This is a genomic window from Lignipirellula cremea (assembly GCF_056501455.1).
Map to the genome: position 1 here is coordinate 2341379 of NZ_CM151415.1, position 14169 is coordinate 2355547.

The following is a 14169-nucleotide window of genomic DNA, read 5'->3' on the forward strand; positions in this document are numbered from 1 at the left end:
CCATCGGATCCCGTCACGTCCGCTACGACCGGCGTCTTCCGGCTTAAGGGGGGTCTGCCCAGCCGAAATCCGGTGCGCGGAAACGATCGAACTGTCGTCTCCTGCCTGCGGACGTTCTAGGTTTGCCTACGTTCCGCAGGGGCTCACTTGGCCGGAACCGCAAGAAACAGCACAGGCGGCTGGGCGATGTCGGCGATCACCTTTTCTGCGAAGTCCGCGACCGGCGTCTGGTCGCTCGAGGGGCAACTCGGCACGGAAGAGCCGAGCGTGCGAGTCTCCATGGAGAGATTTCCCTTCGCGGTCGGGCGACGAAGCGACGTTTCGCTGCAACTGCACAGTCCCGCCGTCTCCGGCAAGCATGCCGAATTCGTCGAAGAACAGGGCGCGCTGACGCTGCGCGATTTGGGCAGCACGAACGGCACCTACGTCAACGGCGCGCGACTGCGCGGCGAATCCACGGTCGCCGAAGGCGACCTGGTGCAGTTCGCCGACCTGGTCTTTCGCGTCTCGCGCACCCGCATTGCGACCCAGCAGGGGACGCTGCTGCATGACGGCGGCGACCAGGCGCTCGCCTACCTGCAATTCGATCGCCTGATGAAGGATCGCGCGGTCGTCCCCTTCTTCCAGCCCATCGTCAACCCGACGGCGAACTGCGTCATCGGGTTCGAGATTCTCGGCCGCAGCCGGCTCTTCGGACTTCAGAATCCGAAGGCCATGTTCCACGCCGCCGCGCAGCTCAAGCAGGAATCGCAGCTCAGCCGGATCTTCCGGGAAGAAGGGCTGCTGGCCGGCAAACGCTTCGCGCCCAACTTCCTGCTCTTCGTCAACACGCACCCGGAAGAACTCCGCGACGTGAAGTCGCTCGTCCGGTCGCTTTCCGAAGCGCGGGCCGAGTTCCCGGACATGTCGCTGGTGCTGGAGATCCACGAATCCGCGGTCACCAGCCCGGAAGAGATGCGGTCGCTCCGTCAGTCGCTGCTCGACCTGTCGATCGGCATCGCGTACGACGATTTCGGCGCGGGTCAGGCCCGGCTGCTCGAACTGATCGACGTGCCGCCCGACTATCTCAAATTCGACATGAAGCTCGTGCAGGGGATCGCCGACGCGCCCGCTTCGCGGCGGCTGATGCTGAAGAGCCTCGTCGCGATGACGAAGGAACTCGGCGTGACGCCGCTCGCCGAAGGGGTCGAGACGCGAGCCGACAGCGACGCTTGCGTCGAACTCGGCTTCGACCTGATCCAGGGCTATCTCTTCGGTCGCCCCGCCCCCGCCGACTCGTTCCTGCTGGAAACGCTCGAGCAGAAGGCCTGAATCGTCGCTTCGTCTATCAGGCGAGCGGAGGGGTGTAAGCCCTCCGTGTTTTCTGCTTCGGCGTTCGATCCGGACTCGGGGGGTCGCACCCCCCGCTCAGATGTTCGCCGCGATCGTGCGATCCCGTCGCCCCGAAAAGAAAAGTGTCGCCTTCTGCGCCACTCTGCGCGTATCGTTCTTCTGGCGGGGATAAAGCGCCGGCCCAGGTGTCACAGTCGAAATCCTAGGCTCTTCGACTCCTGACTTGCCCACGACGACCGCATACAGCGCCCCTGCCAGGCGACGTCGCCCTTTTTTTCGAACACTCCAGCGAGCGATCGAGGAAGCGAAACGGAAGCAGGCGAGCCCCTTCGCAGTAACCTCCCTTCGTAGGGTGGGTCATTGACCCACCTTTTCCGGAAGCCGATCTGCGAGCGGACTTGCATTGCCGGCGATGTGCCATGCCCACATCGCCGGATGCAGGGCGGGCATGCCAAGGGCCGCCCGAACCTGACATGCCCACGCTGCTTCGCGACGTGGGCATGCCACACATGCGCGAATAAGTTCTTCCGGTGGGTCAGCGACCCGCCAACGACGACGCGACGATCTGCCCTATCAAGCTGTCGCGCGTTCGCCGCATTCTTCGGCGAAGATCGATTCGAACAGTTCGCGGTTCTGCGTGCGTACGCGCGCGCACTGCGCGGCGAGGCCCATCTCGTCCGGTTCGCGCAGCAGGTAAGCCAGGCGTTTCAGTTCGCCTTCGTCCTGCGGCAGATCATGCCGAGCGGAGGCGTTCATCAGCCGCAGGCAGAGCTCGACCCTCCGCAGAAAGCGGTAGTTCTCCGCCAGCGAAGTCGCCAGTTCGTCCGAGAGCGCGCCCGCCGATCGCAACGCTTCGATCGCGTCCAGCGTTCCGGGCACGAGCGTCTCGGGCCGATCCTGCGCAGCCTTCAGCTGCAGCATCTGGACAGCGAATTCGATGTCGACCGTGCCGCCCGATCCGCGTTTGAGATTGCGGTCGGTCGCGTTCTCTTCCATGCGATAGCGGAGCGAGCGGATCGACTCCGCGAACTCTCTCCGCCAGGGGACGCCGCGGAGCGCTTCTTCGACGAGAATCGCGACCCCCTGGCGCCACTCCGGCGGTCCGGCGATGACGCGCGCCTTGAGCAGGGCCTGACGCTCGCGCAGCGGGGCCCCCTCCTCCGCGAAGTGTCGCGTGAAGTCTTCCAGCGAAACGGCGAGCGGCCCTTCGCGACCTGCCGGTCCATGCCGCGCGTCGAGATCGAACAGGCGACCGTACGCGCTCCGCTCGTTGCAGACCTTGACGATCCGCTGCGCCAGTTCGCTGAAGAAGTGGCGATTGGTCGTCTGGCGGCTCGGATTTCGATGCCGCGTCGTGCCGTCCCCTTCGTACAGGAACAGCACGTCGAGGTCGCTGTGATAGTTCGGCTCCCGCGCGCCGAGCTTTCCGAGCCCCAGCACGAACAGCTCGCAGCGTCGGCTGCCTCCCTCTTCGTCGACGATCGTCGGCACGCCCAGGCGCTCTTCGGTCCGATGCCGTTCGATCGCGATCAGTCGCTCCAGGCAAACCTCCGCGACGTCGGCCAGCGCCCGATGCGTCGCCTGCAGGTCTTCCTTGCCGAGCACGTCGCGCACCCCGACGTTGAGGTGGTGCATGTTCTTGAAGCTATGCAGGATCGGCTCGGGATCCTCGGCGTTGCGCGTCAGTTCGTCCAGTTCGCGTCGCAGGCCTTCGCGCGTCGGCAACCGGTCGAGCAGGAGCGAATCGAGCAGCTCGTCGATCATCCCGGGCGAGCTGGTCAGAATGCCCGAGAGATAGTCGCTCGATCCGCAGAGCCGCACGTAAAGTTCCAGCGTCGCGGCGTTGAAGCTGAACAGCTCCCACAGCACGCCCTTGCCGCCGAGCGACTCGCTCACGCGCGCCAGATTCACCAGCGTGGCGTCCGGATCGGGCGACCGCGCGATCGCCGCCAGCAGGGGCGTCACGATCGAGGCCAGAAAGTGCCGGCAGCGACGCGTGGAGAGAAACGGATTGCGTTCGTGACCCAGGGCGATCAGGTTCGCGTAAGCGCCGGGAACGTCGCGGAAGCCGTACGGGGCGAGCGCCTGCTCGACGAACGCCGGGGCAGGATGCGGATCGAACACCAGATCGACCGCAGGGTCCACCGGCGACTCGTCGGCGAACGCTTCCCGCAGCAGTCGGTCGAGAATCTCGCGGTTGGTGGTCGTCGCCTGCGCGAACCGGGCCTCGAAGCGATCGACGTCGACGTCCGCCTGCTCGCCGCGGATTCCGACCAGTTTGGCGACGCGCGCCAGCTCGCCCGGCTCCTCCGGCAACGTCTTCGTTTCGCGATCGAACGTCAGTTGCAGGCGGTGCGCGACCGTGCGCAGGAAGTCGTAACCGCTGGCGAGTTGCGAACGCTCCTGATCGGTCAGACAGCCGGTTTCCGCGAGACCGTCGAGCGCTTCGAGCACGCTCGTGCCGCGCACCTCGTCCAGTTCGCCGCCGTTGAGCAACTGCAGGAACTGCACGGAATACTCGACGTCGCGCGAGCCGCCGCGGCAGAGCATCGGATCGCGAGGCGTTCCTCCCTCCCGCTCGGCGCGAAGCTCGATCTTCCGCTTGAGCGCCTTGATGCCGGAGATGTCCGCGCGCGAAAGATACCGGCGATAGATCCACGGCTCCAGTCGCGCGAGAAACGCCTGGCCCAGCTCGATCGAGCCGGCTGCCGGTCGCGCCTTGACGTAGGCCTGTCGTTCCCAAGTCCGACCTTGCAGGTCGTAATAGCGATAGGCCTGATCGACGGAATGGACGATCGGGCCGGCGATGCCGTTCGGTCGCTGACGCAGATCGACGCGATAGCCCTGGCCGAATTCGGTCGGCTCGACGAGCAGCTTGAGCAGGGCGCTTGCCAGCCGTTCGAAGAATTCCGCGTTCGACGTCCGGCGGGAACCGTCGGTCTGGCCGTCGCCTTCGTAGAGAAAGACCAGCTCGATCTCCTGGGAGTAATCGAGTTCGCTTCCCCCCAGGCTCCCCATCGCGAGCGCGACGAAGCCGGCGCTGCGCCCGTCCGGCAGTCGGGGCACGCCGCGGGACGCTTCCAGTTTCCGGCGGGCCGAACGCAGCGCCCCTTCGAGGACGGCATCGGCGACGTAAGCGTTTTGCCGGGCGACGACCTGCTGCGGGAGTCCTCGCACCAGATCGCCGTACGCGATGCGAAGCGTTTCGCGTCGTTCGAAGCGCCGCAGGCTCGCCGCGACGTCGCGCTCGTCATGCAGCGCATCGACTTCGCTCGCCAGGTCGGCGATCAGCGCTTCCCGCGCGACGGGCAGCCCCTCGGTCAGGCGCAGCAGGTCGTAGCTTTCCGCATCGGTCGCCAGGATCTCGCCCAGGCGCTCGCTGGCGCCGCAGACGAAGACGAACTCTTCGACGGCGGTCGGATCGCGCTCGAACAGCGCCGCCAGCGCCAGCGGCGAACGCGCGTTCCGGATGAACGTTTCGAGCCGGTCGAGCGCCTGCTGGGCGTCTCCCGCGTGCGGCAGCGCCCCGGCAAGCTGATCGGCGACCACGGCCAGCAGATCGAGCGGTATTCCCGCCTCCGCCATCCCGGCCAAATTCCGCGACGCCCGTTCGACGTCGTGCAGGCCGGCAGAGCGGAACCAGTCGCCTCTCTCGACCGGTCGGTCCAGAAGGTCGCGTAACGTCAGGACATCCATCGCGTTTCGCGTCAGGAACTCAGGTCTCGGGGAACAGGTCGTCGCGCCCGAAGCAACGAGTCGGAAGTCGAGCGGACGACTCGATATCGGCGCCGTCGCGAGGAGAGAGAGGATCGCGCGGCGGAACGATCGACCCTCATTATAGTCGTGATCGCGATTCGCTTCGGCAGCGACGCCTGCCTAGAATGCCGCTTGGCAGGACCCGTCCTGCGAACTGGGCGATTCGAGAGGGGAATGCCGTGGACCGATCGTCGAATCCCTACCAAGCGCCGGGACCGGAAGCGCTCCCGCTGCGTAGCGTTCGCGACGCGGCTCCCGAACCGGCGGACTGGAGCGAGGTGCCCCTCTGGCGTCGCGGATACGTCTGCTTCGGCATGCTGGTCGCCATGCTGATTCTGACGGTCGTCTCCTACGCGTCGCCGGCGATGCTTCCGTTCTCGCTGGCGCTGTCGATCGCCGGCTTCGGCTACAGCGCCCTGCTCTCCCACGTGACGGTCTATCATGCCCCTGTCGCGAGCGATGACGCGCTCCGCGCCTGGGAGCCGGTCGAAAAGGCCGCTGCCTTGACGCTGTCGACGATCCTGTTCAGCGTCAACGCCTTCTTCGCCTGGTCGTATCTGAACGAGCGCTATCTCGCCCCTCTGCCCTACCAGGCGGAAGCTCCGGCCGAACGCGCCGCGGCGAGAGCGTTCTGAGCGTCGACGCGCTGCCGCATCTCGTCCGCTTGAGAGCGCGCCCCTCGGCGATCACAATGAACGCCGGCCGAACGTCGTTAGCTGGACCGTTCGGTAGTTCGCCGGCGCTCGGCGTGAATGGCGCCCCCAAGGTTCAGGGGGAGATGCCGTTCCGCTTCCGGCGGCGGCGCCGCGCGCGCCCGGATCACGGCTTCCCCCCGTCCTCCTGCTGCGTGCGCGGATGCGATATCGAGCGATCCTGATCCTCCTCCCCTGTCACAGCCTGGAGGACTTCCCGACCCATCATACGGGCGAGAACGCCAACGCCCTGCTCGCGAACTGGACCGCGGCCTGGCATCCGTCGCTGCTCGCCGCCGCGGGCGATATGCCCCGCTGGAAGCGGATCGACGATCCCCCGACCGAAATCGAAGGCCGGCTGATCCTCGTGCCGGAACTCTCGGGGAACGACCTGCCCACCGGCTTCGCCCAGCGTGCCGAAGAGGCCGGCGCCCGACTGATCCGCAAGAAGACCTCCCGCGAAGCGATCCTTGCCGAGGCGCTCGCCGGCGTGGAGATTCTGCCGAGCGAGCAGGGGCCGGACGCGCTCGATCAGGATCGGGTGCAGGACTTTCACGCGCTGGGTTACTGCTTCCTGATGGTGCAACTGCTCACGCGGCAGATGCGCTATTCCAGCAACCTCGACGAGACCTACTTCCGCGATCAGGTCGTCTCCGCGGCCAAGGCGCTCGTGGAAGGTCGCGACGACGAGACGAAGGACCGTCTGCAGAAGTGCTTCGACGTGCTGGCCGAAGAACGCGATCACTACTATCCGGTCGACGCGTTCCTGATCGAAGTCGTCATGACGGCGGACACCGCGCTGCGCGAAAGCCTCCGCGCGGAGCTGCGCCGCGACGATCCGCGAAACCTGCTCCTCTCCGGCGCGACGCTGGAGAAGATCGCCGCGGAAGAGCCCGAGACGTTCGCGCTGCTGAAGACGGCCGTCGCGTCGGATCAGCTCGATCTCGCGGGCGGAGACGGCGAAGAGCTGCCGCTTCCGCTTCTTCCGCCCGGCGCGGCGCGTTATGCGCTCGCCGCGGGACGGGAGATGTACGAACGGCTGCTCGGTCGGGCGCCGGCGACCTACGGACGACGACGTTTCGGCCTCGGGCCTTCGCTCCCCGGGACGCTGATCGATCTGGGCTACAAGTCGGCGCTGCACATCGCGTTCGACGAAGGAAAGACGCCGGAAGGCAGCCAGGTGAAGACCGGCTGGGAAGGGCAGGACGGACGCTCGATCTCCGCCATCGCGCGGACGCCGCTCCAGGCGTCGCTGCCCGAGACGTTCCTCCGCCTGGCCAGCAAGCTCGGCGAGTCGATGGACGCCGATCACGTCGCGACGCTCCTGTTCGCCCACTGGCCCAATCAGGCCTCGCCCTGGATGGAGGATCTGCGTCGCGCGGGGAAGTACACCAGGGCGCTCGGGTCGTTCGTCACGCTCTCCGATTACTTCGCCCGCACGAGCGAGCCGGGCCACGTCGATCGCTTCGACGGCGAACGCTATACGTCGCCCTACTTCAAGCAGGCGATCATTCGCCGCCGGGTCGATCCGCTCTCCTCGGTCGCCAGCTTGTGGAGTCGCTGGATCCGGATCGAAGGCGTCTCGCGACTGGTCGCGCTCTCTGCCGCTCTCGTCAGGACGCGGCCCGCGCTCGCGGCGCGCGTCGACGAACTCCGCGAGAAGACGCTCGAAGCCTTCACGCAGGCGGAAAAGAAGCAACTCGCCCGGACGGTGGAAGAAGAGGTCGAGATCGAGGTCGTTCCCGAAGAGGAGTCGAACGCTTCGCCCGCGCCAGCTGCCGAGAGCGCGGAGCCGAAGGTGGAGATCGACGAACCGGCTCCGGAATCGCTCGACGCCGAGATCGAAGCGGTCGAACGGGAAGCTCTGCGCGAACTATCGGGTTCGATCGTGCCCGCGGCCGCTGACGGTCGTGCTGGCGCGCTGCTGGTGCAGCCCTTCAGCTTCGCGCGTCGGGTGGGATTGCTCGATACGCCGCTGCAGGGCGTGCCGGAGGTCGAGCGCCCCATCTACTCTGCCGGCGAATGGAAGGGAAAGACGCAGGTCGTCGCCGACGTTCCGTCGACCGGCTTCGTCTTCGCGACCGCGGGCGCCGGCAAGTCGCGCGGCGACAGCACGCCGCTGGCCGAAGAGGGCGTCCTGCGAAACGAGTTCTTCGAGGCGCTGATCAGTCCGACCAGCGGTTCGCTGACGTCGCTGCACGTCTACGAGAAGCGCGGCAACCGCATGTCGCAGCAGCTCGGCCTGCGTCTGCCGGCGAAAAAGACCAAGGGCGCCAACCTGCGCCCGGACGCCGAAGACGCGGCGGAATACTCGATCATGGCGATGGACGAGATGCAGGTGACCTGCGCGTCCGCCGTCTGCGGAGAGATCGTCACCCGCGGTCGCCTGATGGACAAGAGCGGCGATCTGCACGCCCGGTTCGAGCAGCGTTACCGCGCGATCCGCGGCAGCCGCACCTTGCAGATCGATATCGATCTGGACGTGCGGGTCGACCCGAAGGCCGATCCGTGGAACTCGCATTACGCGGCCCGCTTCGCGTGGGCGAACGAGGCGGCGGACCTGTTCCGCAACGTCGGCTGGCAACGGGAGAAGACCCGCTCGAAGCGGATCGAGGCTCCGCTGTTCCTGGAGATCGACGACGCCTCCGGATCGCGCACGGCGATCCTGACGGGCGGCCTGCCGTACCATCGCCGGCAGGGCTTCCGCATGCTCGACGCGATCCTGGTCTGTCGCGGCGAGAGCCGGCGTTCGTTCCGCCTGGGCGTCTGCCTGGATCCCCCGTCGACCGCGAACGAAGCGCTGTCGCTATTGCACAATCCGCTCTCGATCGCGGCGAACGGCAAGCCGCGCGGACCGTCGCACGCCTGGCTGCTGCATGTCGATGCGCGCAACGTGCTGGTCGAGGCGATCGATCCCGTCTTCGAAGGGGATCGAACCGTCGGCTGGCGACTGCGATTGCAGGAAACGCAGGGGAAGGCGTCACAGCCGACGCTCTCGTGCTTCCTGCCGATTCAGGACGCCTGGTCCGCCGAGGATCCCGAAAAGCGCCGCTCGCCCGTCTCGATCGACGACGGTCGCGTCAAGTTCCACATGCCGCCCGGTCGTCAGATGACGCTGGAAGTGCGGTTCTGAGCGACGACGACGCTCATCTCGAAGTGGCTCGTCGATCGGTCGACATCAGGGTCGACTCTTCTCTGTGCCATGCCCACATCGCCGAAGGCAGGGTGGGCATGCAAAGGGCCGCCCGAACCTAACAGGCCCGCGCTGCTGCGCGACGTGGGCATGGCACCCATACCTAGCATCGAGCGATAGACGGACCAGTGGGTAGGGTCTTGAACCACCCTACGGCGCGGCGTTTCGCCACGTGCGGGGCGCCGCCCTTGGGCAAGTCGCCCCGCGAGACCGCAGCGCCTACCGCGGCTTGACCCAGAGTTCGACGAGGCTCTGCGGATGCCGCGGCTCGCGGTCGTGATTTTCCAGCCGCGTTTCGCAACGCTCGGCGAGGAACGATCGCACCTCGCCCAGGTCGCTGCCCCGATAGACTTCGCTTCCTAGCGGACGCTGTCGGTCGGAATCGAAGCGACGCAGGATGAACGGTCGAGCGTCGCGGGAATCACGATAAATGGCATACACCGTTCTGCCTCCCTGATCGATGACGGTAAGACGATCATCGGATAGAGAGCGAACGGCGGGCCGAAAGCGATCCGACGCACCGTGCAATTTCCATCCGCCCCTCCGACGGGCGGAGATGGAAAGCTTGGGCGACGCGTCGGCGTAGATCTCGCCGATAGGGCGATCCCGACGAAAGCAGCGGCGGTCGCGAAAACGCTACGCCGCGCCGAGCTTTCGCTTCAAATCGTTGAGCAGCAGTGCGGCGTGGCCGATCTCGGCCTTCTGGCGTTCGGCTTCCTGCGGGATCTCGCGTTCGATGGTCAGCGGCCCGGTATAGCCGATCTCGTCGAGCGTGCGAAGGTAGGCTTCGATGTCGACGTCGCCTTCGCCGAGGGGGACTTCCTGACCCCACGTCTCGCCCGGCTTGCTGGACCATTTGGCGTCCTTGCAATGGACGCTCCGGACGTACTTGCCGACCTTCTTGAGCGCGTCGAGCGGCTCGCCCGTGCCGTACAGGATCATGTTGGCCGGGTCGAAGTTGACGAACAGATTGTCCCGCTTCGTCGCCAGGATGAACGTCAACAGGCCCTCTGCGGTCTCCTGCCCCGTCTCCAGATGGACGTTCTGGCCGTTCTTCTTGCAGTGGTCGAGCAGATCCTGCGCGACTTCGACCGTCCCCTGAAACTCTTCCTTGTGCGCGTTGTGGGGTACGAAGCCGATATGCAGGCCGACCGCGGTGCAGTTCAGTTCCTTCGCGAAGTCGGCGATCTCCTTCATCTCCGCCAGACGCTCGGCCCGGGTCGCCTGGGGGACGAGTCCGACGGTCTTCTCCACCGTCGGGATGTCGGCGTACGATTCGCCCTCGAACCCGCCGAAGATGCAGGTCAGTTCGATATCGAGGCCCTTCAGTCGCTCGAGAAATTCCTTCGCCTTGGCCGGCGTGCGGGTCGAACGGTGGGGGGCGTGAAGCTGGATCGTGGGAACGCCCAGTTGCGAAGCGACGTCCAGGTGGACGCCCAGGCCGGCGTCGATGCTGGTGAAGACGCCGATCGGCCACTTATTCATGTCGCGACTCCGAAGCGGTGCGGTAGCGGAAGCCAGGCGGAGGCGTCCATCTTCGCGATTGCCGCGGGCCGAACAATCCCCCGGCGAGGTCTCAGCAGCCGCTCGTCCGACGGTTCTTATAGGTCTGGCTCGATCGCTCTGTGTGCCATGCCCACGTCGCGAAGCAGCGTGGGCATGTTAGGTTCGGCCGGCCCTTGGCATGCCCGCCCTTCCTTCGGAGATGCGGGCATGGCACACAGACGAGGACCGACGAACTCTGTCCCTCAGCGGCCGTGCTTGGCGCGGATCACGCCGGCCTGTTCCGTCACGAGCGCGTAGACCTCGTCCCAGTTCTCGGCCCGGGGTCCGGCGATGTCGCGGTTCGTGCTGTTGGCGAAGCAGATCGCGAAGAGACTTTCCGCCCGCAGGTCCAGCACGTTGCTGGGCGTGTCTTCGATGTAGATGTCGGCGCCGACCTGGTCCTTGGCCTTCATGAAGCAGAGGTCCCAGTACGGGATGCCGTGGTAGTCGAGCCAGTGGATCGTCTGCGACACCGCCAGTTCGTGGAAGAACTCGATGAACAGCCGGTGCGTGATGATGCGGATGCGATAGCCTTCTCCGGAAAGCTTCCGCAGGACCCTCCGCGCGCCCGGGATCATGGGCAGCGTCTTGAACAGATCGCGCTCCGTCACGGCGAACCGGTGCAGGCTGCGATACTCCTCCTGGTCGGCGGGATCGAGGCCCCACTCGGGCAGGCCGTACGAAACCTCCGGCGTCAGCTCGTCCAGCGGACGTTCGAGCCACTCCGCGGCGATCTCCCGCATGCGACCGTAGAAGTCGGCGCAGACGCCGTCGAGATCGACGCCCAGGACGATGCCGTTCGAATGCGAAGTCATAGGTCACCGACACGCAGGGACGAGGAAGCGGAGTCGGAAGCGAAGATAACGGATGCTGCCGCCGACAGAGGATGGGAAGCGGAATTCCTCGGCGTTCTTCGCGACCCTTTCGGAGCGGCGGGGTTTCCGGTCGTACGGATCGTTCCGCCTCGCTCGCTATCTTTGCGAAGAGACTCCGCCATGCGTTTCGCCCACGGCTTCTTCGCCGTCGCCTGTTCGTTCGCCCTCATCGGATCCACGCTGGGGCAGGCGGGCACACCGGATGGAGCGTCCGCTTATCCGCCCGTCGAGATCGCCCCGGCCAACCTCGCGCCGCCCGCGACGGAGCAGGCGGACATCGCACCGGTCGAGGCGCCTCAGCCAACGCAGGAAACGCTCAGAGGTCCGTCGACGGCGATCGAGTTCGAGGCGCAGATCATCCACCTGTCGTCGCCTGAGGAGTTCCCCCCTGCAGAACAGGCAGTGACCGCGGAGTCGGTGGACGAGCTGCTGCAGAGTTGGAACGCGAACGGCAAGGTCGCTCGCATGGCGACCCTGCGACTGACGACGGTTAACGAGCAGGAAGCCTTCGTGCACATCGGAGAGCAGGTTCCCGTGACGACGGCCCGGGCGTCGCTCGGCGGGGAGCGCGGAGGTCCGGCGCAGACCTCGATCATCTATCAAGACATCGGCTTGCTGCTGGGCGTTCGCGGACGGCTGGAGGGAGAAACGATCCTGATCGAATGCAACGTCGAAGAGTCTCGTCTGGAGACTGCTTCGCCCCTGCCGGCGTCGGTAACGTCTCGTGACGAGGTCGACCGTCTCGCGCCGGCGCAGGACGACGCCGGACTGCTCACGGTTCGCAAGTGGAACACCGAGACGGTCGTGACCTTGCCTGACGGCGGAAAGGCGATCCTGTCGTCCTCCTTTCAGAAGACGCCAGAGGGATCGAAGGCGACGATCATCACGCTTCGCGCGACGATTCTTCCCGCTCCGCTTCGCCCTTAGCTCGCTTCCCGCAGATTCCGCCAGCAGGGCGGCGTCTACTTCAGCTTCCGCCCCAGATGACGTTCGACGGCGGTGACCTTGCCGCGGATGCGGCCCATCGCCCCTTTGCGCACGTCGAGCTTGGCCGTGCAGGTGACGCGGTCGTGCTCTTCGGCGACCGCTTCGATGCAGCGCTTCATCAGGTCGAGGACTTCGTCCAGTTCGCCTTCGACGATGGTGCCCATCGCGTGCAGTTCGTAGTCCAAGCCGCTGGCGTCGATGATCGCCAGGCATTTGGCGACTTGCCGGCTGACGCTGTCGCCAGCCGTGAGCGGCGCCACGCTCAATTCGAGCAGAACCATCGCTTTCGCCTCGGGAGAGAGCGCTCAATCTCTGTCGGAAGGATACCGCGCGAAGGTAAGCGAATCCGCGACGACGTACGGGGAAACCGCGAATCGGCGGCGATTTCCGCGATCGATCGCAAGCCCACAGCGTCCGGCGGTCGATGACAGAAGCGGTTTGATCGGTTTCGGGCAGGCGTCACGGAGGACGCGACCATGCGGCGATCCATCGCGCTCGCGACTTCTCTATTATTCGCAGGCGGCGTCGTGACGGCTTTCGAGCCGCCGGTCGTCAGCCTGGCGCCTTCCGTCGGCGCGCTGCGTCCGGCGACGAAGTGGCATGACGACCCGAACGCTGCGTGGCGAGAGGCGTTCGCCGCCGGCAAGCCAATGTTCCTGGTCGTTTCGTCGAAGCAGTGCCCGGCCTGCGACAAGCTCAAGGCAGGCGCGCTGGCCAGCCCCGAGTTCCGCGCCTGGGTCGAATCGCGCTTCGTGCCGGTCATGATCCTGGCCGAGGATCATCCGCACGTGGTCGAGAAGATGGCCGTCCGCGGCTATCCCACGACGGTCGTCATCGCCCCGAAGGTCGGCGTGGTCCATACCGCGCTCGGCGCCTTCAACGCGGGCGACTTCCAGCGGAAATTCTCGCTCGCCGAAGCGGCAGCTCAGAATCCGACCCGCTGATTGAGTTCAGTGTGCCGTGGCTGGCTTGTCCAGCCGTGCCTGCGAAGTTCTCCAGTTATGCACGGCTGGACAAGCCAGCCATGGCACACGATCGCCGTTCGCCCGGGGAATACGCAGTCCGCTTCGGCCCGCGTTCCCTTCGCGCACGAAAAAAGCGGAGGGACGTGTCCGCCGCCTCCGCTTCTTGTTTCCCGACGCTTCGCAGAGTCGTGCGGGTTGCCCCAATCCCCCAAGGGATCAGGAGCCGATCACGCACCCTGCGAATGCTGTCGCGATTATTCGGGCCGTCTTTCGACGACGAGAGTTATTTAGCTTACGGTTGGCCGACGCTGCAAGATCAAACGTTGAACGAGCTGCCGCAGCCGCAGGACTTCACCGCGTTCGGGTTCTCGAAGCTGAAGCCAGAGCGGTCGATTCCTTCGTGGAAGTCGATCACGGTGCCGTCGAGGTAGAGCTGGCTCTTCTTGTCGACGACGACGGTGACGCCGTCCACTTCGTACTTGGAATCGTTCGCGGCGTCATATTCGCCATCCAGAACCATGCGGTACGACATGCCGCCGCAACCGCCGCCCGCGACGCCGACCCGCAGATAGGGCTTCTGATCGCCCTGGCGCGACAGATAGTCCTTGATCTGGGTAACGGCCTTGTCGGTAAGGGAAATCGCCATTCGGACTCCTCGAAGTTAAACGATTGCGCTTCCGACCCGGCGATGGCCGGACTTCCGCAAGCTGATTAGCTCCCCTAACGATATACCGGGATCGGTTTTCAGGAAAGCGCTTCCTCTTGGAGTCGGGAAAACGCCTCCTGGTTACGGCGATCGGGCCGATTCGGGGACGGAAATCGGA

Annotated in this window: 12 protein-coding genes; 5 read left to right on the forward strand and 7 right to left on the reverse strand. The window is 65.8% G+C overall.

Annotation, left to right across the window (positions count from 1 at the left end):
* Nucleotides 1-143: 143 nt before the first annotated feature.
* Nucleotides 144-281 (reverse strand): hypothetical protein, encoded by a 138-nt coding sequence (locus SH602x_RS09070; RefSeq protein WP_479476481.1) that lies wholly within the window; start codon nucleotides 279-281, stop codon nucleotides 144-146.
* Here SH602x_RS09070 and SH602x_RS09075 point away from each other — a divergent pair.
* Nucleotides 280-1311 carry an EAL domain-containing protein gene (locus tag SH602x_RS09075; protein WP_479476482.1) on the forward strand — a complete coding sequence of 344 codons (1032 nt, stop codon included), beginning with the start codon at nucleotides 280-282 and terminating at the stop codon, nucleotides 1309-1311. The genes SH602x_RS09070 and SH602x_RS09075 overlap by 2 nt on opposite strands.
* Before the next feature lie 594 nt (nucleotides 1312-1905).
* Here SH602x_RS09075 and SH602x_RS09080 read toward each other — a convergent pair.
* Nucleotides 1906-5028, reverse strand: a complete 3123-nt coding sequence (locus tag SH602x_RS09080; protein ID WP_479476483.1) for a [protein-PII] uridylyltransferase family protein — start codon at nucleotides 5026-5028, stop codon at nucleotides 1906-1908.
* A 239-nt stretch (nucleotides 5029-5267) separates the two neighbouring features.
* Between SH602x_RS09080 and SH602x_RS09085 the strand changes: the two genes are divergently transcribed.
* Together SH602x_RS09085 and SH602x_RS09090 are read left to right on the forward strand one after the other, a co-directional pair.
* Nucleotides 5268-5723, forward strand: a complete 456-nt coding sequence (locus tag SH602x_RS09085) for a hypothetical protein (RefSeq protein ID WP_479476484.1) — start codon at nucleotides 5268-5270, stop codon at nucleotides 5721-5723.
* A 220-nt stretch (nucleotides 5724-5943) separates the two neighbouring features.
* Nucleotides 5944-8913: a hypothetical protein gene (locus SH602x_RS09090; RefSeq protein ID WP_479476485.1), complete on the forward strand. Its 2970-nt coding sequence runs from the start codon at nucleotides 5944-5946 to the stop codon at nucleotides 8911-8913.
* A gap of 279 nt (nucleotides 8914-9192) precedes the next feature.
* Here the strand turns inward: SH602x_RS09090 and SH602x_RS09095 are convergent, their stop codons facing one another.
* The 3 genes from SH602x_RS09095 to SH602x_RS09105 form a co-directional block, all read right to left on the reverse strand.
* Complete coding sequence (locus SH602x_RS09095; RefSeq protein WP_479476486.1) at nucleotides 9193-9414, reverse strand: hypothetical protein; 222 nt, start codon at nucleotides 9412-9414, stop codon at nucleotides 9193-9195.
* 195 nt (nucleotides 9415-9609) lie between these two features.
* Nucleotides 9610-10458 carry a sugar phosphate isomerase/epimerase family protein gene (locus SH602x_RS09100; RefSeq protein WP_479476487.1) on the reverse strand — a complete coding sequence of 283 codons (849 nt, stop codon included), beginning with the start codon at nucleotides 10456-10458 and terminating at the stop codon, nucleotides 9610-9612.
* A gap of 263 nt (nucleotides 10459-10721) precedes the next feature.
* Nucleotides 10722-11333: a 5' nucleotidase, NT5C type gene (locus SH602x_RS09105; protein ID WP_479476488.1), complete on the reverse strand. Its 612-nt coding sequence runs from the start codon at nucleotides 11331-11333 to the stop codon at nucleotides 10722-10724.
* A gap of 180 nt (nucleotides 11334-11513) precedes the next feature.
* Here SH602x_RS09105 and SH602x_RS09110 point away from each other — a divergent pair, with 180 nt between their 5' ends.
* Nucleotides 11514-12320: a hypothetical protein gene (locus SH602x_RS09110; protein ID WP_479476489.1), complete on the forward strand. Its 807-nt coding sequence runs from the start codon at nucleotides 11514-11516 to the stop codon at nucleotides 12318-12320.
* A 35-nt stretch (nucleotides 12321-12355) separates the two neighbouring features.
* Here the strand turns inward: SH602x_RS09110 and SH602x_RS09115 are convergent, their stop codons facing one another.
* A complete protein-coding gene (locus SH602x_RS09115) occupies nucleotides 12356-12661 on the reverse strand; it encodes an MTH1187 family thiamine-binding protein (protein ID WP_479469097.1) in 306 nt (101 codons plus the stop codon).
* 195 nt (nucleotides 12662-12856) lie between these two features.
* On the opposite strand from SH602x_RS09115, the gene SH602x_RS09120 reads away from it, so the two are divergent.
* The gene (locus SH602x_RS09120) at nucleotides 12857-13324 is read left to right on the forward strand and encodes a thioredoxin family protein (RefSeq protein ID WP_479476490.1); all 468 of its coding nucleotides are present in this window, start codon (nucleotides 12857-12859) and stop codon (nucleotides 13322-13324) included.
* A gap of 337 nt (nucleotides 13325-13661) precedes the next feature.
* Here the strand turns inward: SH602x_RS09120 and SH602x_RS09125 are convergent, their stop codons facing one another.
* Nucleotides 13662-13991: a HesB/IscA family protein gene (locus SH602x_RS09125; RefSeq protein WP_479469099.1), complete on the reverse strand. Its 330-nt coding sequence runs from the start codon at nucleotides 13989-13991 to the stop codon at nucleotides 13662-13664.
* Nucleotides 13992-14169 lie beyond the last annotated feature (178 nt).